Here is a 19,102-nt window from a genome sequence, read left to right on the forward strand (position 1 = left end):
ATGCCGGTATCCGGCCGGGCCGGCTCCGACGGGCCGGGCTTCATAAAAATAAAGTCAGTTTTCCTATTGACTTTAATTTTATTTATGTTATACTCAATTTTGTTAAAACTTTTGGAAAGGAGCAGCGCATTGGATCTGAATCAAATCCCCCAGTGGCTCCTGGCGCTGGAGCCGGAGGACATAGCCTTCCTGAAAAACTTCGTCCTGAAATCGGGCTCCCTGAAGGAGATCGCCCGGCTCTACGGGGTCTCCTACCCCACCGTCCGGCTGCGGCTGGACAAGCTCATTCAGAAAATCGAGCTGAGCGACCAGCAGAAGGAGGCGCCCTTCTCCGCCTTCATCAAGGGCCTGGCCGTGGACGGGCGGGTGGATCTGGACACCGCCAAGCTCATCATCGACAGATATCAGAGAGAAAAGGAGGCAGACGCATGAATCCGCTGCTTACCCTGGCCGCCGCCGCGGCAATTACCGTGTTCCACATCTGGGCCTCCCGGAGAAGGCCCAGGTACTGGTATCTGGGCGGCATCGTCCCCGCCCTGTGGATTGGGGCCGTTGTTTTCCTGCTGGCAAACGGCATGATCCGCCCGGCGGAGGACTGGAAGATGCTGCTCTTCCCCACCGCCATTCTCCTGCTCATCTGGCTGGAGGGCCATCAGGCCGCCAGGAAAAAAGAGCTGGAGCGCATGAGGGCAAAGGATCTGTAACGCACAAAGCCACCATTTATCCATACATGAAAAAGGAGCATCTGATATGAGAGCCTTGCTTGTACTCCTGTTGACCTTTGTAATCCTGGCCGTGCAGTTCCATCTGGGCCTTCGGAAAAGGAAGCTGCTGGGCGCCGTTCTGCCGGCAGTCATGGCGGCACTGTTCGTCTTCATCAGCCTTGCGGGAAAAACGACGGAATATATCGCCGCGGGGATCCTCTGCGTCATCGCCATCGTGATCGTGTGGGCAGTGGGATATGCCAAATCCGCCAAGCACGAAAAGGCTGCGCTGGACAAGATGAGGGCAAAGGATCTGTAACGGTCTACGCCAGAGCATTCCCGGCGGGTATCCGCCCGTTTGCCCCCGCAACCACTGACCTCGTGGGGCGCGACGACTCGGCGCGCCCTGCCATCCTCTGACCATTCACTGGGGGCTCCCCCGTGGAACACGCCTACACGGCGGGTGGCAACTGCCGTGCCCTGTAGGGGCGGATAGTATCCGCCCGCCCGGTGGAGGCTCGGCCTCCCGGCGGGGGCCTGCCCGGCCGGGGCCCCCATTTCTTCCCGAAGAAATGGGGGGAAAGAAGGGGCCGGGGGTGTGCCCCCGGCGCCCCCCCAGTACGTGGGCTGTTGGCGGCGGTGGGTTGTACGGACAGGGCAAAGACCGGGCGTGCATTGCCGCCCGCCCCATTGGCGCTTGCGGTAATTGGGGCCCCCGCCGAAGCCCAGCGAAGCGGGTTCGGTGGGGAGAGGAGGCCCAGCGGAGGGAGTGAGCTTTCGGGCCTGCCCGGAAGCGAACGATCCGTAGCTTGGGCCGACGACGCCGCGCCTTGGGCGGCACGCATCGGGATTGCCCCGCAAGCCCTGATATCTGCTGCACTGTACCGACACGGCCCGCCGGGCCGCCGTCGGCGCCTTGCCGCCGAAATACTATGGCGCTTGTGGCGGCGGGAAACGGCGCGTCAGGGATGCCGCGCCCTACAGTGTCGCTCCCGAGCGGCGGAGGCGTTACGAAGTAAGCCTTCGCCGCCGGTATGTTACCTGTAGCACAGCTCGGGGGAAGTTCCAAGAAGGGGGAATCGCAATTCCCCCTTTTTGGTCGATCTAAGGTGGGGGCGTGGGGGAGGGAACTCGAAATCCCTCCCCCACCCTTTCTTTCTCCCCACTTTCTTTCGGAAAGAAAGTGGGGCCGCCGGAGGCCGGGCCTCCATGGGGCGGGCGGCCACAGGCCGCCCCTACAGACCATGGCAGTTGACACGCGCGCCGGGGTCGTCGCGCGCCACGGGCCCGGCGGTTGACGGCCCCTAGCCGTTAAACCGGTTCATGGCCTTATCGGGGCCGTGTTCGACATAGCACGCCACGGCGGCGGCAGCCTTTTTCACCGCCGCCTGGATGGTTTTCAGATCCTCCCCGGTGAACTTGGAGAGCACCCAGTCGGCCATATCGTAATCGGGGTGGGGCTTCTCCCCCACGCCGATTTTGATCCGGGGGAACTGGTCGGTGCCCAGATGCTGGATGATGCTTTTGAGGCCGTTGTGCCCCCCGGCGGAGCCGCTCTTGCGGATGCGCAGCTTGCCGATGGGCAGGGACACGTCGTCGGAGATGACCAGCACCCGCTCGGGGGGGATCTTGTAGAACCGGGCGGCCTCCCCCACGGCCTCGCCGGACAGGTTCATATAGGTCACCGGCTTCATGAGCAGCACCCTGGCGCCCCCCAGCTCCACGGTGTTGGTGAGGGCGCGGTGCTTCAGCCTCTGCACCGGCACCCGCGCCCGCTCGGCCAGCTCGTCCACGGTGAGAAAGCCCACGTTGTGGCGGGTATTCTCGTACTTGTCGCCCGGGTTGCCCAGGCCCACCACCAGCCACTCGGCGCCGGAGCTTCGATTTCTGTCAAAAAACAAGGTTTTCCCTCCACGCGGCAACAGGGGCGGAGCAACGCTCCGCCCCTCGCCGTTATGGTTTTCGTTTGGTTCAGCCGCCGGTTCTTACACGAACAGCTTGGACACGGACACCTCTTCGTAGATGCGCTCGATGGCCTCGGCGAACATGTGGGCCACGGAGAGGTACTTGATCTTCTCGCACTTGACGCCCTCCTTGGGGGGCACGGTGTCCAGGAAGTAGAGCTCCTTGATGACGCTCTTCTCGATGCGCTCCACCGCGGGGCCGGAGAGGACGCCGTGGCTGGCGCAGGCGATCACGTCCACCGCGCCGCCCAGCTCCACCAGGGCCTGGGCCGCGCCGCACAGGGAGCCGGCGGTGTCCACCATGTCGTCAAAGAGGATGACCTTCTTGCCCTGCACGTCGCCGATGATGTTCATGACCTCGGAGGAGTTGGCCTTCTGGCGGCGCTTGTCCACGATGGCCAGGCCCATGCCCAGCTTCTGGGCGAAGGCCCGGGCCCGGGCCACGCTGCCCACGTCGGGGGAGACGACGATCACGTCGTCCTCGCTGCCGTTGAAGCGGTCGTGGAGGTAGTTGGTGAAGATGGGGTTGCCCAGCAGATTGTCCACGGGGATGTCGAAGAAGCCCTGGATCTGGTTGGCGTGGAGATCCATGGTGAGGACGCGGTCGGCGCCGGCCCGGGTGATCAGGTTGGCCACCAGCTTGGCGGAGATGGGGTCGCGGGGCTTGGTCTTGCGATCCTGGCGGGCATAGCCGAAGTAGGGCATCACGGCGGTGATGCGCCCGGCGGAGGCCCGCTTCAGGGCATCGATCATGATGAGCAGCTCCATCAGGTTGTCGTTGACCGGGGAGCAGGTGGACTGAACCACGAACACGTCGGAGCCGCGGACGGTCTCGTAGATGGAGACAAAGTTCTCCCCATCGGAGAAGGCGCCCACCTCGGCGTTGCCCAGCTCGGTACCCAGCTCCTTGCAGATGGCCTCGGCCAGGGGACGGTTGGAAGTGCCGGAAAAGATCTTGATGTCCTTACCGTGTGCGATCATTCTTTAACAACATCCTCTCACATTATCTCTATATTCCGGCCCGCGGAGTTGCGGGCCCGGTCTTACTTTCGGCGGGCGCGGCGCTTGGCGGCCCACTGCTTCTTGACGGTCTGGCGGGTGCGGGCGATGGCCAGGGAGTCGCCGGGCACATCGTCGGTGATGGTGGAGCCCGCGGCGGTGTAGGCCCCGTCGCCCACCTTCACCGGGGCCACCAGGTTGGTGTTGCAGCCGATGAAGGCGTCGTCCCCGATGGTGGTGCGGAACTTGGTGAAGCCGTCGTAGTTCACGGTGACGGTACCGCAGCCAAAGTTGACCCGCTCCCCCACGTCGGAGTCGCCCACATAGGTCAGGTGGGAGATCTTGGTGCCCGCGCCGATGGTGGAGTTCTTCAGCTCCACGAAGTCACCCACCTTCACGTTCTCGCCCACATGGCAGTTGGGCCGGATGTACGCGAAGGGGCCGATCTTCACCCCGTCGTCCACCCTGCTCTCGTTGAGCTGGGAGGCGTTGACGGTGACGTTATCCCCCACGGTGCAGTCGCGGATCATGGTGTTGGGGCCGATCTCGCAGTTCCTGCCGATGACGGTCTCCCCCCGCAGGATGGTGCCGGGGAGCACCACGGTGCCCTCCCCCACCTGCACCCGGGGGCCGATGCAGCACTGATCCGGAGCCAGGAAGCGGACGCCGGCCATCATCAGCCGGTGGGCGCCCATCTGGCGGGCCGCCAGCTCGGCCTCCACGCGGCCCTCCCACCCGGAGCGGATGGGATAGGCGCCCTGGAACCAGACGCCCCGGCTGTTGAACTTGTCGCCCCTCTCCTTCAGGGCCTCCTCCAGGCCCACGCCCTCGCCCAGGGCGGCGGACAGGGCGGCGGCATCCACCCGGTAGACCCCGGTGTCCTTGCTGTCCAGCACGCCGCCGTTCTCCGCGTTCACCAGGGTTCTGGCGTCGTCCCAGCGCAGCAGCACCGGCTTGGTGATCACCACCACCTTGCCCTCCAGGGCGTCCAGGAAGGCCAGCAGCTGCCCCACCGCGTCCTCGGTGGTGCCGGTGACCAGCTCCGTGCCCTCGGGGAAGCAGGCCGCGGCCTGTTCCCGGTCGTCACTGTGGCAGACCACAAAAAACCGCTCCACCCCGGCGCTGCGCAGGGACTCCGCCAGCCAGCGGGCCGCCGGGTCAAAGAGCAGCTCCTCCAGCATCAGGGACGGGCCGTTTCCCTCCCGGGGGAGGAACACCACCGCTCCAGTCGCGTTCATGTCGCCATCTCCTCAAAAAATGGATTTCTTGCAACAAGATTATAGCAAAGCGGGGCGGAAAATGCACCGCTATTTTCAAAAAAACCGCCCATTTTTTCACGGTTAGGAGGCTTGCACAATTTCTCCGCCCCTTCTTGACGGGATCTTTACAAAACAGCCGTCCATCGTCCCCATATCGTGGTCATCTGTCACCTCACCAGGGACAGCATTGCCCGCCGCAGGGCCAGGCGCCGCCAGACGTGGAGCACCTCCGCCACGGAGCACAGCTTGTCGGCCAGGCACACCGCGGCGGCCTCCCGGCTGTGGGGCATCCGGACGGACAGGGGCCACATGTGGGCCAGGATGCAGTTTTCCTCCTTGGGGGACAGGGCCCCCTCCAGGGCCGCGGCGTTTCTGGCCGCCGCCACCGGGTGGGCAAAGCACTGCCGCCAGGAGGGCAGGGAGCGGGGGTCGTAGAGGTACAGGTCGTGGAGCAGGCCCGCCCGGGCGGCCAGGGCCCCGTCCGCCCCCCACCACCGGGCCAGCCGCCAGGCCACATAGGACACGAAGGCGCTGTGCTCATAGCAGGACACCCCCGGGTGGTGGCGGATGGTTTTCAGCCGCGCCACCTCCGGCGCGGCCAGCAGCGCCGCCACGCAGTCCCGGTATTCCTTCCACTCCGCACGCTCCATGGGCTCCGCCCCCTCTGTCTGAGTTCTGTCTCCATTATAACCCTCCCGCACCCGGTTGTCACTGGAAATTTGGCGGTTTTCCGCCGCGGGATTTCTGCCCCGGCGGATAAAAGCGCCCCGCCTGCGGCGGGGCCCCCGAAGAGGCCGCCATAAAAACGGGCCCCGGACAGAAGTCCGGGGCCCTTGCGCGAACTTGATTACTTGTACAGCTCGACGAGACGGGTCAGGTGCTCGTAGCGGGCCTTTGCGGCCATACCCCAGCGGGCCAGCGGCCCGCCGGGAGCCCCTATTTGATTTCACATGCTCGGGGCAAGTGAATTGCCCCTGCGCCGAGGTTTTGCCTTCGGCAAAACGCTTGGACGCGCCTTGCGGCGCGCCCCGCCTGTGGCGGGGCCCCCGAAGAGGCCGCCATATAGAACGGGCCCCGGACAGAAGTCCGGGGCCCTTGCGCAAACTTGATTACTTGTACAGCTCGACGAGACGGGTCAGGTGCTCGTAGCGGGCCTTTGCGGCCTCTTCGTTCTCGGCGAAGAGCTCCTTGGCGCGCTCGGGGAAGGCGCGGGTCAGGGAGGAGTAGCGGGCCTCGTTCATCAGGAACTCCTGATAGCCGCCGGCGGGGGCCTTGGAGTCCAGGGTGAAGGGGTTCTTGCCCTCGGCCTTCAGGGCGGGGTTGAACCGGAACAGGTTCCAGTAGCCGCACTCCACGGCCTTCTTCATCTCCATCTGGCAGTTGGCCATGCCGCCCTTGATGGAGTGCATCTCACAGGGGGCGTAGCCGATGACCAGGGAGGGGCCGTGATAGGCCTCGGCCTCGGTGATGGCCTTCAGGGTCTGGTTGGGGTTGGCGCCCATGGCCACCTGGGCCACGTAGACGTAGCCGTACTGCATGGCGATCTCCGCCAGGCTCTTCTTGGGCTGGGTCTTGCCGGCGGCCGCGAACTGGGCCACCTGGCCGATGTTGGAGGCCTTGGAGGCCTGGCCGCCGGTGTTGGAGTACACCTCGGTGTCGAACACGAAGATGTTCACATCCTCGCCGGAGGCGATGACGTGATCCAGGCCGCCGTAGCCGATGTCGTAGGCCCAGCCGTCGCCGCCGAAGATCCAGATGGACTTCTTGTTCAGGTACTCCTTCTCCTGGAGAATCTCAGCGGCCAGCTTGCAGGCGTCGCAGTCGCAGAACTGCTTGCCGGCGGCCTTCAGCTCCTGGCCGTGGGCGGCCAGCTTGGCGTCGGGGCAGGCGCACAGCTCATCCACGGTGCACAGGCCGTCCTCCAGGGCGGCGATGTAGGCCTTGGCGGCCTCGCCGTTGGCCTCGCCGTCGTTCATGGTGTCCAGCCACTTCTGGCCGGCCTCCTTGATGGCGGCGGAGCACCAGGACACATTCAGCAGGTCGCGGGTCTTGGCGGCCAGCCGGTCGCGGATGGCCTTCTGGCCCAGGAACAGGCCCAGGCCGTGCTCGGCGTTGTCCTCAAACAGGGAGTTGGCCCAGGCGGGGCCCTTGCCCTCCTTGTTGACGGTGTAGGGAGAGGTGGCAGCCGGGCCGCCCCAGATGGAGGAGCAGCCGGTGGCGTTGGTGATGTACATCCGGTCGCCGCACACCTGGGTCACCAGGCGGGCATAGGCGGTCTCGGCACAGCCGGCGCAGGAGCCGGAGAACTCCAGCAGGGGCTGCTTGAACTGGCTGCCCTTGACGGTCTTGGTGTCCTCCATGTCGGCCTTGGGGGCAACCTTGGCCACCATGTAGTCAAACACGGCCTGCTGCTCGGCCTGGGACTCCTGGGGCTTCATCTCCAGGGCCTTGACGGGGCAGGTGCTCACGCACACGGAGCAGCCCATGCAGTCCAGGGGGGAGATGGCGATGGCGAACTTGTACTCGCCCTTGCCCTTGCCGGCCTTGATGTCCACGATCTTGGCGGCGGCGGGGGCGTTCTTGGCCTCCTCCTCGGTGAGGGCGTAGGGGCGGATGGTGGCGTGGGGGCAGACGTAGGAGCACTGGTTGCACTGGATGCACTTGGAGGCGTCCCACTCGGGCACGGTGACGGCCACGCCGCGCTTCTCGTAGGCGGAAGCGCCCTGGCAGAAGGTGCCGTCCTCATGGCCGTTGGCGAAGGCGGACACGGGCAGGGAGTCGCCGTCCATGCGGCCCACGGGCTCCATGATCTCCTTGACCATCTTGACGGTGGCGGCGTCGCCCTCCAGGTGCTCGGCCACGGGCTTGTCCTCGGCGGTGGCCCAGGAGGCGGGAACCTCAAACTTGTGGAAGGCGGTGGCGCCGATGTCGATGGCCTTGTGGTTCATATCCACCACGTCCTGGCCCTTCTTCAGGTAGGAGTGGGTGGCGGCGTCCTTCATGTAGCCGATGGCCTCGGTCTCGGGCATCACCTTGGCCAGGGCGAAGAAGGCGGACTGCAGGATGGTGTTGGTGCGCTTGCCCATGCCGATCTCGATGGCCAGGTCGATGGCGTTGATGGTGTAGACCTGGATGTTGTGCTCGGCGATGTAGCGCTTGGCCACGGCGGGCATGTGGTGATCCAGCTCCTCGTCAGACCACTGGCAGTTGATGAGGAACACGCCGCCGTCCTTCACGTCGCGAACCATGGGGAAGCCCTTGACGATGTAGGCGGGCACGTGGCAGGCCACGAAGTCGGCCTTGTTGATGTAGTAGGGGGCGCGGATGGGCTCATCGCCGAAGCGCAGGTGGCTGATGGTCACGCCGCCGGTCTTCTTGGAGTCGTACTGGAAGTAGGCCTGCACGTACTTGTCGGTGTGGTCGCCGATGATCTTGATGGAGTTCTTGTTGGCGCCCACGGTGCCGTCGCCGCCCAGGCCCCAGAACTTGCACTCGATGGTGCCGGGGGCCGCGGTGTTGGGGGAGGGCTTCTCCTCCAGGGAGGTGAAGGTCACGTCGTCCACGATGCCCACGGTGAACTGGCGCTTGGGCTCGGCCTTGGTCAGCTCCTCATACACGGCGAACACGTTGCTGGGCGGGGTGTCCTTGGAGCCCAGGCCGTAGCGGCCGCCGATGATGGTGGCCTGCCGGCCGGCGTTGGCGAAGGCGGTGACCACGTCCAGGTACAGGGGGTCGCCCTGGGCGCCGGGCTCCTTGGTGCGGTCGAGCACGGCGATCTTGGTGGCGGTGGCGGGAATGGCCTCCAGTAGCTTGTCGGCGCGGAAGGGGCGGTACAGGCGCACCTTCACCAGGCCCACCTTCTCGCCGTGGGCGTTCAGGTAGTCGATGACCTCCTCGGCCACGTCGCAGATGGAGCCCATGGCGATGATCACGCGGTCAGCGTCGGGGGCGCCGTAGTAGTTGAACAGCTGATAGTTGGTGCCCAGCTTGGCGTTGACCTTGCCCATGTACTCCTCGACAATGCCGGGGACGGCGTCGTAGTACTTGTTGGCGGCCTCGCGGTGCTGGAAGAAGATGTCGCCGTTCTCGTGGGAGCCGCGCATCACGGGATGCTCAGGGTTGAGGGCGCGCTTGCGGAAGGCCTCCACCGCGTCCATGTCCACCATGTCGGCCAGATCCTCGTTGTCCCAGATGGCGATCTTCTGGATCTCGTGGGAGGTGCGGAAGCCGTCAAAGAAGTTCAGGAAGGGGACGCGGCCCTTGATGGCGGCCAGGTGGGCCACGGCGCCCAGATCCATGACCTCCTGGGGGTTGGACTCGCACAGCATGGCAAAGCCGGTCTGGCGGCAGGCCATGACGTCGGAGTGGTCGCCGAAGATGTTCAGCGCGTGGGTAGCCACGGTACGGGCGGACACGTGGAACACGGCGGGCAGCAGCTCGCCGGCCAGCTTGTACATGTTGGGGATCATGAGCAGCAGGCCCTGGGACGCGGTGTAGGTGGTGGTCAGCGCACCGGCGGCCAGAGAGCCGTGGACGGTGCCGGCGGCGCCGGCCTCGGACTGCATCTCAATGACCTTGACGGTGGTGCCGAAGATGTTCTTGCGGCCCTGGGCAGCCCACTGATCCACATTGTCGGCCATGGGGCTGGAGGGGGTGATGGGGTAGATGCCCGCCACCTCGGTGAAGGCGTAGGACACATGGGCGGCGGCGGTGTTGCCGTCCATCGTTTTCAGCTTTCTAGCCATTTGAAACGATTCCTCCTCTTTGTCTGTCGCTCCAGGGCAATGGGAATCCGTCCCCGCCGCCGGTCCGGCCGGGCCCGATTCCCATTACCCTGGCGGTTTTTGCCGCGGCTTACCTGCCGGTAGGCCGTTTAAGCGCCTTCATTGTAACACCATCTTTCCCGTTTGTAAATCCATTCTGCCCTCCAAATTTAATTTTTCTTTTTTGTTCCTGAATTAGAAAAAATGATCCGCTTTTTTGGGGCGTTTTGCGGAAAAACTTTTGATATTAGCTATAACTAACTAAACTAGAAGGGCTAAAATATGCAGTTTATCCACACTCCGCTCTTCCCCCCTTCCACCCCCTTGGCAGGCCCCCTTTTTTCATGCTATACTATAAAAAAAAGGAAGGGCGGCGGTGGCATGCTCTGTGAGGTGCGCTCCCTGGGGTTGAGCGGAATTGCGGGCTATGAGGTGAAGGCGGAGTGCGATCTGTCCCCCGGGCTGCCCGCCTTTGAGGTGGTGGGCCTGCCCGACGCGGCGGTGAAGGAGGCCCGGGACCGGGTGCGCGCCGCCATCCGCAACTGCGGCTTCCCCTTCCCCGTGTCCCGCATCACGGTGAACCTGGCCCCGGCAGACCGGCGGAAGGTGGGCACGGTGTACGACCTGCCCATGCTGGTGGGCATCCTGGCCGCCGGGGGGCAGCTGCGCCTGGACGGGCCGGACAGCGCCTTTGTGGGGGAGCTGTCCCTGTCCGGCACCCTGCGGCCGGTGGCGGGCATGCTGCCCATGGCCCTGGCCGCCCGGGAGGCGGGGGTGAAGCGGCTGTACGTCCCCGCCCCCTCCGCCGCCGAGGCCACCCTGGCCGGCGGCATGGAGGTCTACCCGGTGGAGAGCGTGGCCGCCCTGGTGGCCCACCTGCGGGGGGAGGCGCCCATCGCCCCTGCCGCCCCCTGGACACCGGGGGCGGAGGCGGGGGAGGCCCCCGACTTCGCCGACGTGAAGGGCCAGGAGAGCGCCAAGCGGGCCCTGGAGATCGCCGCCGCCGGGGGCCACAACATCGCCATGGTGGGCCCGCCGGGCTCGGGCAAGTCCATGCTGGCCCGCCGCCTGCCCTCCATCCTGCCGGAGCTGAGCCGGCGAGAGGCCCTGGAGGCCACCGCCGTCCACTCGGTGATGGGCCTCACCAGCGCCCAGCGCCCCCTGCTGGTGCAGCGGCCCTTCCGCGCCCCCCACCACACCATCTCATCCACCGGCATGGCCGGCGGCGGCACCCCCGTGCCCCGGCCGGGGGAGATCTCCCTGGCCCACAACGGGGTGCTCTTCCTGGACGAGCTGCCCGAGTTCCACAAGGACGTGCTGGAGGTGCTCCGCCAGCCCCTGGAGGAGGGGTGGGTCACCATCAGCCGCTCGGCGGGCAGCGAGCGCTTCCCCGCCCGCTTCATGCTGGTGTGCGCCATGAACCCCTGCAAGTGCGGCTGGTACGGCTACGGCAGCCGGTGCCGCTGCTCCCCCAGGGACGTGGAGAAGTACCTGGGCAAGCTGTCCGGCCCCCTGCTGGACCGCATCGACCTGTACGCCGAGGTGCCTCCCCTGGACTTTGACGAGCTCTCCCGCCGGCCGGCGGCGGAGCCCTCCGCCGTCATCCGGGCCCGGGTGGAGGCGGCCCGGGCGGTGCAGGCCGCCCGCTTCGGCCCGGACGGCCCGTCCTGCAACGCCCACATGGGCCCGGCGGAGCTGGCGGCGTACTGCGCCCTGGACGCCGACGGCCAGGCCGTCATGAAGGGGGCCTTCCAGCGCATGGGCCTCACCGCCCGGAGCTATGACCGCATCCTCCGGGTGGCCCGCACCATCGCCGATCTGGACGGCGCGGCGGACATCGGCGTGGAGCACCTGGCCGAGGCCGTCCAGTACCGGGAGAGCGCCTATCTGCGCCGATAGGGCCGGGCTGGACAAAAATACCCAAATTGGATATAATAATGAGACTTTTGGAAAGGAATCCGATGAGAGATGAACGAGATTATTCTGCTGAAGCTGGGGGAGCTGGTGCTCAAGGGCCTGAACCGGCGCACCTTTGAAGACCGGCTCATCGCCAACGCCCGCCGCCGGCTCCAGGCCCACGGCAAATTCAAGGTATACACCAAGCAGTCCACCATGTATGTGGAGCCCCAGGACGACAGCTGCGACCTGGACGGCGCGTGGGAGGCCATGAAGCGCCTGTTCGGCGTGGTGGGCCTGTCCCGGGCCCGGGCCTGTGAGAAGGACGCGGACGCCATGCTCCAGACCGCCATCGAGTACCTGGGGGACAAGCTCTCCGCCGCCCACACCTTCAAGGTGGAGTCCAAGCGGGCGGACAAGAGCTTCCCCATGACCTCCATCCAGCTGTCCCAGTACGTGGGGGGCGAGCTGGACGAGAAATACCCCAACCTGAAGGTGGACGTGCGCCATCCGGAGCTGACGGTGCACCTGGAGGTGCGGGACTATGCCGCCTACGTCCACGCCGATCCGGAGCCCGGCGCCGGCGGCCTGCCGGTGGGGGTGGGCGGCCGGGCGGTGAGCCTGCTGTCCGGCGGCATCGACTCCCCGGTGGCCTCCTGGATGATCGCCAAGCGGGGCATCGCCCTGGACATGGTGCACTTCTTCTCCTACCCCTACACCTCCGAGGAGGCCAAGCAGAAGGTGCTGGATCTGGCCAAGATCCTCACCCCCTGGTGCGGACGGCTCACCGTCCACGTGGTGCCCTTCACCGCCATCCAGGAGGAGCTGCGCCGCAGGTGCCCCGAGGAGCTGTTCACCGTCCTCATGCGCCGGTTCATGATGCGCATCGCCGAGCAGGTGGCCCAGCGGTGCGGCGCCGGGGCCATCGTCACCGGTGAGAGCCTGGGCCAGGTGGCCAGCCAGACCATGGACGCCATGCGGGCCACCACCGCCGTCACCACCCTGCCCATCCTCCGGCCGGTGGTGGGCATGGACAAGGAGGAGATCGTCCGCATCGCCCGGAAGATCGGCACCTTTGAGACCTCCATCCTCCCCTACGAGGACTGCTGCACCGTATTCACCCCCCGGCACCCCCGGCTCCACCCCATGCTGGGGGAGCTGGAGGCCGCCGAGTCCGCCCTGGACGTGGACGGCCTGGTGGCCGCCGCGGCGGACGGCATCGAGCGCATCCGCGTGTAACCCACAGAACGAGAGACGCCCCGGGCGGCCGTTGGCCGCCCGGGGCGTCTTGCTGTCGAAAACCTCCCACAAGGAAAAGCCTCGCAGAGTTCCTGCGGCCGTAGCCGCAGGAATAAAGTCAAAATCTGTCATTTCCGGGGACATGTGCCTCGGAAATGACACTTCTCATGGCGGAAGGGGCGACAATTTCGCAAGAAATCGAGCATCTTCCGCCATGCAATTCTTCTCAAAAAAGTGGCTTCGCCACTTTTTTGAGACGCCGCCGCCCGGGGCGTCTTGTTATCCGGTCATTTTGGCGTAGGGGTAGATGCGGTACATCACGTCGTCGTTGTAGTGCTCGTCCATCCACACCTGCCAGGGCTGGTCGGCCGGCTCCCCGGCGGCGCGCTGGCTGTACCGGGTCAGGGCCGCGGCACTGAAGACCATGTTCACCGCCATGAACACCGTCAGGGCCCACACCAGGAGCTTGCCCGGCCGGGCGGGGATTTTGGCGATCCACCGGGCCAGGACGGGGTAGAGCCCCTTGAACCAGGCCACGGCGGCAAAGCCCCAGAAGAAGCAGTAGAGCAGGTTGATGCGCCCGCCCAGGTTGAAGGGGATGGCGCTGTAGTCCCAGAACACGGTGCCGAAGGCCAGCTCGGTAAACACGCTGCACAGGTACTCGTACAGGCCGCCCAGCAGGGTGCCCGCCACGAAGAAGAAGCTGGCCGAGCGCTCCCGGTACTTGTACAGCAGCAGGGTGGCCGCCGCCAGGGCCAGGCCCCACACGATGCTGAAGGGGCCCCACACCACGCTGGAGCGGCTCATCCACCAGCCCAGGCGGACGCGGCAGAACAGGGTCTCCGCCAGATCGCCGCACACGCCGCCGATGTAGAACAGCAGCAGGATGCTGTAGAAGCTGGCGCCTTTGGTAAAGGGATTGACCTTGACGGCCTCTTTCCGCCGGACGAAGTCCGCCCGGGGATAGGCCTTTTGGATGCGCCCCTCGGTGTGGCGGAGGATCCACTCCCCCATGCGCACCGACAGGGCGGCCAGGCGGTTGTTGAGCCGCTCCACCGGGGGCAGGACGCTGCGCACCCCCAGCAGGGTGAGCAGGGTACCCAACACGTCCGCCGCCAGGATGCACACCAGCACCAGCAGAAGGATCTCCCGCACCAGCGGGGGGATGAGCTCATACAGGGCCAGCAGCAGGGGGTTGCCCCACTGCACGGCGATAAGGCCCAGGGCGCCCCACACCAGGGAGGCGGTGAAGCAGATGTAGCCGTCCAGGTTCCACTTCCGGCCGGAGTAGTCCCACCAGCGGGTGTGGGTGGCCTTCTCCAGCAGGTGGCCGGAGATCCACTCCACCACCGTGGCGGCCACGGCGCAGCCCAGGAAGAGGAAGAACCAGCTGCCCCGCAGCTCGGTCAGGCCCTCGGACAGCACCACGGCGGTGAGGCCGTAGGACGCGCACCAGGGGCCGAAGAGGACGCTGCGATCCACATAGCGCCGCTGCCTGACCGCGGCCAGGGCCGTCTCCAGCACCCAGCCCAGGAAGGCGTAGCAGAAGAACAGCCACAGCAGGTTAAACAGAGTCATGGACTCCACCTTTCTCGCGCCGCACAGGGCGCGCGGAGGTCAGCGGCGGCTCACCGCCGCCGTGCGGGCGGGGGGATCTGGGGCTCATCGTGCTCCATGACGTCGAAGTAGTCCTTGTCCTCCAGCTCCGGCCTGCGGTGGCGGATGGCCTCGGTGAGCAGGGGGTAGAGCACGATGGCCAGCAGGCCGCCGGAATAGCCGTTGTTGTAGAGGTTGACGCCCTCCACCGGGGTGCCGGCGTGGAGCACCACCGAGGAGTGGAGGAAGCCGGCCAGGATGCCGAAGGGCCAGCCGAAGTAGCCCGAGATGGGGGCCAGGGTGGTGCCGAACAGCATGGCCAGCTGCACCGACGGGTTGTTGATGCGCCAGTGCATGCACACGCCGCCGATGACCACGCCCACCATGATGGGCAGGATGTTGCGGGCGTGCTTGCCGAAGGCGGAGAAGCCCATGATGGCGAAGATGCCCCCCAGGGTGGGGCCGTTGAGATCCCCGCCGGTGGCCAGGATGAAGAGCATGCCGATAAGGCCGTTGATGCCGGTGTTGAGGAGCACCGGCGCGGCGCCGAACATGCGCAGGTAGTCGCTGGGGGCCCGGCCGGTGGTGAGCAGCAGCCGCCGGTACCCCGCCCAGGCCGCCCAGGCCGGCCGTCCGCACAGGAACAGGCCGGTGAGGATCAGCACGGCGCACAAAGCCCCCAGGGCCAGGGCCAGGGGCAGGTTGTTGCCCGTAGACCAGTGGCTGGCGATGTTGGGATCCGCCCCCAGGGAGCTCATCACCGGCACCAGGATCATGGCCAGCACGCCGCAGGCAAAGCCCATGTTGTACAGGTTCATGCCGTTCTGGATCTTGTAGGTGTAGGCCGACAGGGGGGGCAGCACAAAGCCGATGAGCACCCCCACCCCGATGCCCCACCACAGGTTGCCGAAGCCGTTGTCGATGGCCACGTAGCTGACCACCGGCGCCAGGGCGGTGGCCAGCAGGGCGATGGACACATACTTGCCGAAGGGCTCCCGCCGCACCTTGGCGTAGAGGAAGGTGCCGGCGATGATGGGCCAGATGTTGGCGATGTTCTTGCCGAAGAGGGCGAAGCCGGCCATGAGGCCCAGCTCCACCATGGTGAAGCCGTTGGGGGCCTCCCTGCACAGCCAGAGCAGGCCCACGCTGATGAGGGTCACCAGGGCGGAATTGACAAAGGCCGCGGAGATACCGGCGATCTGGATGTAGTCGGTGATGAGCGCGTCCTCCATGAGGATGATGGTGCGGATGCCGGGGATAATCTGGGCCGGATCGCCCAGCATCACCCCCACCGCCGCCAGAAAGACGCAGAAGCAGAGCGAGGCGGGATAGATTTTTGAATACCGCATGCCGTGACCCCTTTCTTCCGGTGGGTGGCTCCGATTGACTTATTGGGCTGCGTTCTGCCGGTCAAAATACTCCTTGGTCTGTTGGGCGTTGTGCATGACCTCCGCCTTCAGGGCCTCCAGGCTGTCGAACTTCCGCTCCCCCCGCAGGCGCTTGTAGAACTCCATGCGGATGGTCTGGCCGTAGAGATCCCCGTGGAAGTCCAGGATGTACCCCTCCACCGTCACCCGGTCGCCGTCGTCCACCGTGGGGCGCACCCCGATGTTGGTCACCGCCGGGCGGCTCTCCCCGTTCTCGAAGTAGACCCGGGTGGCGTACACCCCGTGGGCGGGCACCAGCACGCCGGGCTGGAAGTGGAGGTTCACCGTGGGGAACCCCAGGGTGGAGCCCAGCTTCTTGCCGTGGGCCACCGTGTCCGTCAGGGTGTGGGGGTGGCCCAGGAACTGGTTGGCCCGCTCCATCTCCCCCTGGGCGATGAGGGTGCGGATGTAGGTGGAGGAGATGGTGATGTGATCCTTCTCCACCTTGGGGATGATGTCGCAGCCGATGCCCAGCTGGCCGCACAGCGCCCGCAGCCGCTCCGGGTTGCCCTCCCCCTTGTAGCCGAAGTGGAAGTCGTGGCCCGCCACCAGGTGCACCGCCCCGTGCTCCGCCGCCAGATAGCCGGTGACGAACTCCCGCCAGGGCATGTGCATCATCCGCTCGTCAAAGTGGGCCACGATCACCTCCCGGATGCCGTAGCACCGGCGCATCAGCTCCGCCCGATCCAGGGGGGAGCTGAGCAGGGGCACCGCCGGGGTTTTCAAAATCAGGTTCTCCGGGTGGGTGTCAAAGGTCACCGCCGCCGGCACGGCCCCCAGCTCCAGGGCCTTCTCCCCCACCCGGCGCAGCAGGGCCCCGTGGCCCAGGTGCACACCGTCGAAGAAGCCCAGGGCAATGACTCGTTTTTCAGTCTGCATTGCGCTTACACCTCGAAAAAGCTCTTGATGGTGGTGGCCGTCCCCGCCTGGCACCGGCCCAGCAGCAGGAACTCCCCGCCGGGGCCGTAGAACCGGTAGACCCCGTCCGGCACGCCGGCCGGGCAGGGGAAGGGGTTGCCGTTCCTGGCCCTGGACAGGGCCCGGCCGGTGATCTCCACCGCGTCATACCCGTAGAAGCAGCCGTCCACCGGCCGGAGCAGAGCCGCGGGATCGGGGGCGGCCTGCACCGCCTCCAGCGTCACCGCGTCGGCCAGGGTGAAGCCGGCGGCCCCGGTGCGCCGCAGGGCGGACATGCACCCGCCGCAGCCCAGGGCCTGCCCGATGTCGTGGCACAGGGTGCGCACGTAGGTGCCCTTGGAGCACCGCACCCGCAGGGTGTAGGTGTCCGGCCCGGTCTGCTCCCCCGCCTCCAGGGCGTGGATGGTCACCGGCCGGGGGGGCCGCTCCACCTCCTTCCCCGCCCGGGCCAGCTCGTAGAGCTTTTTGCCGTCCCGCTTGATGGCGGAGTACATGGGGGGGATCTGGAGGATATTCCCCCGGAAATGGGCCAGGGCCCCCTCCAGCTCTTCCCGGGTGACGGACACAGGGCGCTTCTCCAGGATTTCGCCGGTGGTATCCTGGGTGTTGGTGACAACGCCCAGTTTTATCTCCGCCAGATATTCCTTTTCGGATTCACTGGCGAACTCCACCGCCCGGGTGGCCCGGCCGATGAACACCGGCAGTACGCCGGTGGCCATGGGATCCAGGGTGCCGGCGTGGCCCACCCGCTTCTCGCGGAAAATCCCCCGCAGCTTGGCGCACACGTCCATGGAAGTCCAGTCCCGGGGCTTGTCGATGATAATGATTCCGTTTGGCATACGCAGAAGCCTCCCTGTGCGCCAAGCATCGGCGCTTTTGCGCCGTCCGAGCGTTTTCGCCCCGGCGAAAACCTCGCCGCAGGCGGAATTCATTTCCGCCGAGGATGTAATAATCATAGGGTTCCCGCAGACGCGTGCGTCTGTGGGATGCACACGTCCATGGAAGTCCAGTCCCGGGGCTTGTCGATGATGATGATTCCGTTTGGCATGGCTGACCTCCGGGTGCGAAAAATAAAGTCTCTGCCGTATGGATGCGCGGCGCAGGCGCGCCCTCGGGGGCACCCCGGCAGGTGGATGGCGCGCCGAGGTCGTCGCGCCCCACATCGTCGGCCCAAGCTGCGGATCGTTCGCTTCCGCGTAAACGCGAAAGCTCATTCCCTCCGCTGGGCCTCCTTCTCCCCACACGACCCGCGGCACAGCCGCTGGGCTCGCGCGGGGGCCCCATGAAACGGGCCGGGCTGTTGTCATACCCCCACAGGCGGCGCGCCGGGCCGCCGCGCCCCTGGGGAGTGCGTCAGCGGGAACGCGGGCGGATAATATCCGCCCCTACGCCTCCGCCTGTACCTGCCGGATGGCGGCTAAAATGGCGGCCTCGGCCTCGGCCAGGCCGCCGGGCACGGTGCAGCCGGCGGCGGCGGCGTGGCCGCCGCCCCCCAGCAGGGCGCACACCGACGAGGCGTTGAGCCCGCCGCTGGTGCGCACGGAGAGCTTGCAGCCCCCCTCGGCCAGCTCCCGGATGGTGACGGAGGTCTCAACCCCCTCGATCTGGCCCAGGAAGGCGGCGATGTCCTCCATGTCCCCCTCCACGGCCCCGGCCTCCTCCATGAGGGACAGGGACACGGGGGCCACGGCGATCTTCCCCCCGTCGTAGCGGTGCATCCGCTCCACGATCAGGCGCTCCACCTGGAGGCGGGGCCAGGTCTTGGTGCGGAAGTGCTTCTTGTTCAGGGGGAACACGTCCAGGCCGGTGTCCATCAGCGCGGCGGCCGTCCGGTGGGTGGCGGCGGTGGTGCTGCTGTACTGGAAGCAGCCGGTGTCGGTGGCGATGGCCACATACAGGGGGGCGGCCATGTGGGCCGTCACAGGCCCCAGCTCTTTCAGGATGTCGTAGATCAGCTCCCCGCAGGCGGCCCGGCCGGCGTCCAGGCAGGTCTGGCGCGCAAAGAACTCCTGGGAGGGGTGGTGGTCGACGGCCAGGTCAATCCCCCGCTCCAGCCAGGGCCGGCCGGCGTCGGTGAACAGGCTGCGGGCCGCGATGTCCACGCTGACCACCGTGTCCGGCGCGAAGCCCTCCGGGGCCATGAGGCCCTCCAGATAGGGCAGGAAGATGGGGGTGGCCCCGGTGCCGGGGCAGATATGGGCGGTCTTGCCCAGCCCCCGCAGGCCCCGGCACAGCCCGGCGGCGCAGCCGATGGTGTCCCCGTCGGGCCGCTTATGGGTGAGGATCAGGTAATTGTCGTGTTCCCGCAGGAACGCGGCGGCTTCCGTGACGGTCATG

Annotated in this window: 15 protein-coding genes; 5 read left to right on the top strand and 10 right to left on the bottom strand. The window is 66.5% G+C overall.

Annotation, left to right across the window (positions count from 1 at the left end; genetic code table 11):
• Positions 1–129: 129 nt before the first annotated feature.
• Genes B5E42_RS17870 through B5E42_RS17880 form a run of 3 tightly spaced genes read left to right on the top strand, consistent with a single transcriptional unit; the run spans position 130 to position 1,023 of the window.
• The gene (locus B5E42_RS17870; RefSeq protein WP_087242144.1) at positions 130–432 is read left to right on the top strand and encodes a DUF2089 family protein; all 303 of its coding nucleotides are present in this window, start codon (positions 130–132) and stop codon (positions 430–432) included.
• The gene (locus tag B5E42_RS17875) at positions 429–704 is read left to right on the top strand and encodes a hypothetical protein (protein WP_087242147.1); all 276 of its coding nucleotides are present in this window, start codon (positions 429–431) and stop codon (positions 702–704) included. The genes B5E42_RS17870 and B5E42_RS17875 overlap by 4 nt, the downstream gene beginning before the upstream one ends.
• 46 nt (positions 705–750) lie before the next feature.
• Positions 751–1,023, top strand: a complete 273-nt coding sequence (locus tag B5E42_RS17880) for a hypothetical protein (protein WP_087242149.1) — start codon at positions 751–753, stop codon at positions 1,021–1,023.
• A 985-nt stretch (positions 1,024–2,008) separates the two neighbouring features.
• On the opposite strand, the gene pth is transcribed toward B5E42_RS17880, so the two are convergent.
• The 5 genes from pth to nifJ all read right to left on the bottom strand — a co-directional run bounded on the left by pth (position 2,009) and on the right by nifJ (position 9,671).
• Positions 2,009–2,605 (bottom strand): aminoacyl-tRNA hydrolase, encoded by a 597-nt coding sequence (gene pth, locus B5E42_RS17885; RefSeq protein WP_087242150.1) that lies wholly within the window; start codon positions 2,603–2,605, stop codon positions 2,009–2,011.
• A gap of 84 nt (positions 2,606–2,689) precedes the next feature.
• A complete protein-coding gene (locus B5E42_RS17890; protein WP_087242152.1) occupies positions 2,690–3,649 on the bottom strand; it encodes a ribose-phosphate pyrophosphokinase in 960 nt (319 codons plus the stop codon).
• Between the two features lie 62 nt (positions 3,650–3,711).
• Positions 3,712–4,905, bottom strand: a complete 1,194-nt coding sequence (locus B5E42_RS17895) for a DapH/DapD/GlmU-related protein (RefSeq protein WP_087242154.1) — start codon at positions 4,903–4,905, stop codon at positions 3,712–3,714.
• A gap of 188 nt (positions 4,906–5,093) precedes the next feature.
• Positions 5,094–5,576 carry an HD domain-containing protein gene (locus B5E42_RS17900; protein ID WP_087242156.1) on the bottom strand — a complete coding sequence of 161 codons (483 nt, stop codon included), beginning with the start codon at positions 5,574–5,576 and terminating at the stop codon, positions 5,094–5,096.
• Between the two features lie 459 nt (positions 5,577–6,035).
• Complete coding sequence (nifJ, locus tag B5E42_RS17905) at positions 6,036–9,671, bottom strand: pyruvate:ferredoxin (flavodoxin) oxidoreductase (protein WP_087242158.1); 3,636 nt, start codon at positions 9,669–9,671, stop codon at positions 6,036–6,038.
• 399 nt (positions 9,672–10,070) lie between these two features.
• On the opposite strand from nifJ, the gene B5E42_RS17910 reads away from it, so the two are divergent.
• The gene (locus B5E42_RS17910) at positions 10,071–11,588 is read left to right on the top strand and encodes a YifB family Mg chelatase-like AAA ATPase (RefSeq protein ID WP_087242160.1); all 1,518 of its coding nucleotides are present in this window, start codon (positions 10,071–10,073) and stop codon (positions 11,586–11,588) included.
• A 69-nt stretch (positions 11,589–11,657) separates the two neighbouring features.
• Positions 11,658–12,824: a tRNA uracil 4-sulfurtransferase ThiI gene (gene thiI / locus B5E42_RS17915; protein ID WP_087242162.1), complete on the top strand. Its 1,167-nt coding sequence runs from the start codon at positions 11,658–11,660 to the stop codon at positions 12,822–12,824.
• Positions 12,825–13,103: 279 nt separating this feature from the next.
• On the opposite strand, the gene B5E42_RS17920 is transcribed toward thiI, so the two are convergent.
• From B5E42_RS17920 to B5E42_RS17940, 5 genes are all read right to left on the bottom strand, one after another.
• Positions 13,104–14,402, bottom strand: a complete 1,299-nt coding sequence (locus B5E42_RS17920; protein ID WP_087242164.1) for a putative ABC transporter permease — start codon at positions 14,400–14,402, stop codon at positions 13,104–13,106.
• Positions 14,403–14,452: 50 nt separating this feature from the next.
• On the bottom strand, positions 14,453–15,769 hold the full coding sequence (locus B5E42_RS17925) for a DUF1576 domain-containing protein (protein WP_087242166.1): 1,317 nt from the start codon (positions 15,767–15,769) through the stop codon (positions 14,453–14,455).
• A gap of 39 nt (positions 15,770–15,808) precedes the next feature.
• A complete protein-coding gene (ribF, locus tag B5E42_RS17930; RefSeq protein ID WP_087242168.1) occupies positions 15,809–16,726 on the bottom strand; it encodes a riboflavin biosynthesis protein RibF in 918 nt (305 codons plus the stop codon).
• Positions 16,727–16,731: 5 nt separating this feature from the next.
• Positions 16,732–17,604, bottom strand: a complete 873-nt coding sequence (gene truB / locus B5E42_RS17935) for a tRNA pseudouridine(55) synthase TruB (protein ID WP_087242170.1) — start codon at positions 17,602–17,604, stop codon at positions 16,732–16,734.
• A 546-nt stretch (positions 17,605–18,150) separates the two neighbouring features.
• A complete protein-coding gene (locus tag B5E42_RS17940) occupies positions 18,151–19,101 on the bottom strand; it encodes a DHH family phosphoesterase (RefSeq protein ID WP_087242320.1) in 951 nt (316 codons plus the stop codon).
• Position 19,102: the final 1 nt, after the last annotated feature.

Origin of the sequence: Flavonifractor sp. An10, from assembly GCF_002161215.1 — a bacterium.
GTDB lineage: Bacteria > Bacillota > Clostridia > Oscillospirales > Oscillospiraceae > Flavonifractor > Flavonifractor avistercoris.

What these genes read in the sequence shown, in the direction of transcription:
- nifJ (WP_087242158.1), bottom strand. Translation starts at nt 9,671, where the DNA reads ATGGCTAGAAAGCTGAAAACGATGGACGGCAACACCGCCGCCGCCCAT.
- B5E42_RS17880 (WP_087242149.1), top strand. Translation starts at nt 751, where the DNA reads ATGAGAGCCTTGCTTGTACTCCTGTTGACCTTTGTAATCCTGGCCGTG.
- B5E42_RS17925 (WP_087242166.1), bottom strand. Translation starts at nt 15,769, where the DNA reads ATGCGGTATTCAAAAATCTATCCCGCCTCGCTCTGCTTCTGCGTCTTT.
- B5E42_RS17895 (WP_087242154.1), bottom strand. Translation starts at nt 4,905, where the DNA reads ATGAACGCGACTGGAGCGGTGGTGTTCCTCCCCCGGGAGGGAAACGGC.
- B5E42_RS17920 (WP_087242164.1), bottom strand. Translation starts at nt 14,402, where the DNA reads ATGACTCTGTTTAACCTGCTGTGGCTGTTCTTCTGCTACGCCTTCCTG.
- B5E42_RS17910 (WP_087242160.1), top strand. Translation starts at nt 10,071, where the DNA reads ATGCTCTGTGAGGTGCGCTCCCTGGGGTTGAGCGGAATTGCGGGCTAT.
- B5E42_RS17940 (WP_087242320.1), bottom strand. Translation starts at nt 19,101, where the DNA reads ATGACCGTCACGGAAGCCGCCGCGTTCCTGCGGGAACACGACAATTAC.
- thiI (WP_087242162.1), top strand. Translation starts at nt 11,658, where the DNA reads ATGAACGAGATTATTCTGCTGAAGCTGGGGGAGCTGGTGCTCAAGGGC.
- truB (WP_087242170.1), bottom strand. Translation starts at nt 17,604, where the DNA reads ATGCCAAACGGAATCATTATCATCGACAAGCCCCGGGACTGGACTTCC.
- B5E42_RS17890 (WP_087242152.1), bottom strand. Translation starts at nt 3,649, where the DNA reads ATGATCGCACACGGTAAGGACATCAAGATCTTTTCCGGCACTTCCAAC.
- ribF (WP_087242168.1), bottom strand. Translation starts at nt 16,726, where the DNA reads ATGCAGACTGAAAAACGAGTCATTGCCCTGGGCTTCTTCGACGGTGTG.
- B5E42_RS17900 (WP_087242156.1), bottom strand. Translation starts at nt 5,576, where the DNA reads ATGGAGCGTGCGGAGTGGAAGGAATACCGGGACTGCGTGGCGGCGCTG.
- B5E42_RS17875 (WP_087242147.1), top strand. Translation starts at nt 429, where the DNA reads ATGAATCCGCTGCTTACCCTGGCCGCCGCCGCGGCAATTACCGTGTTC.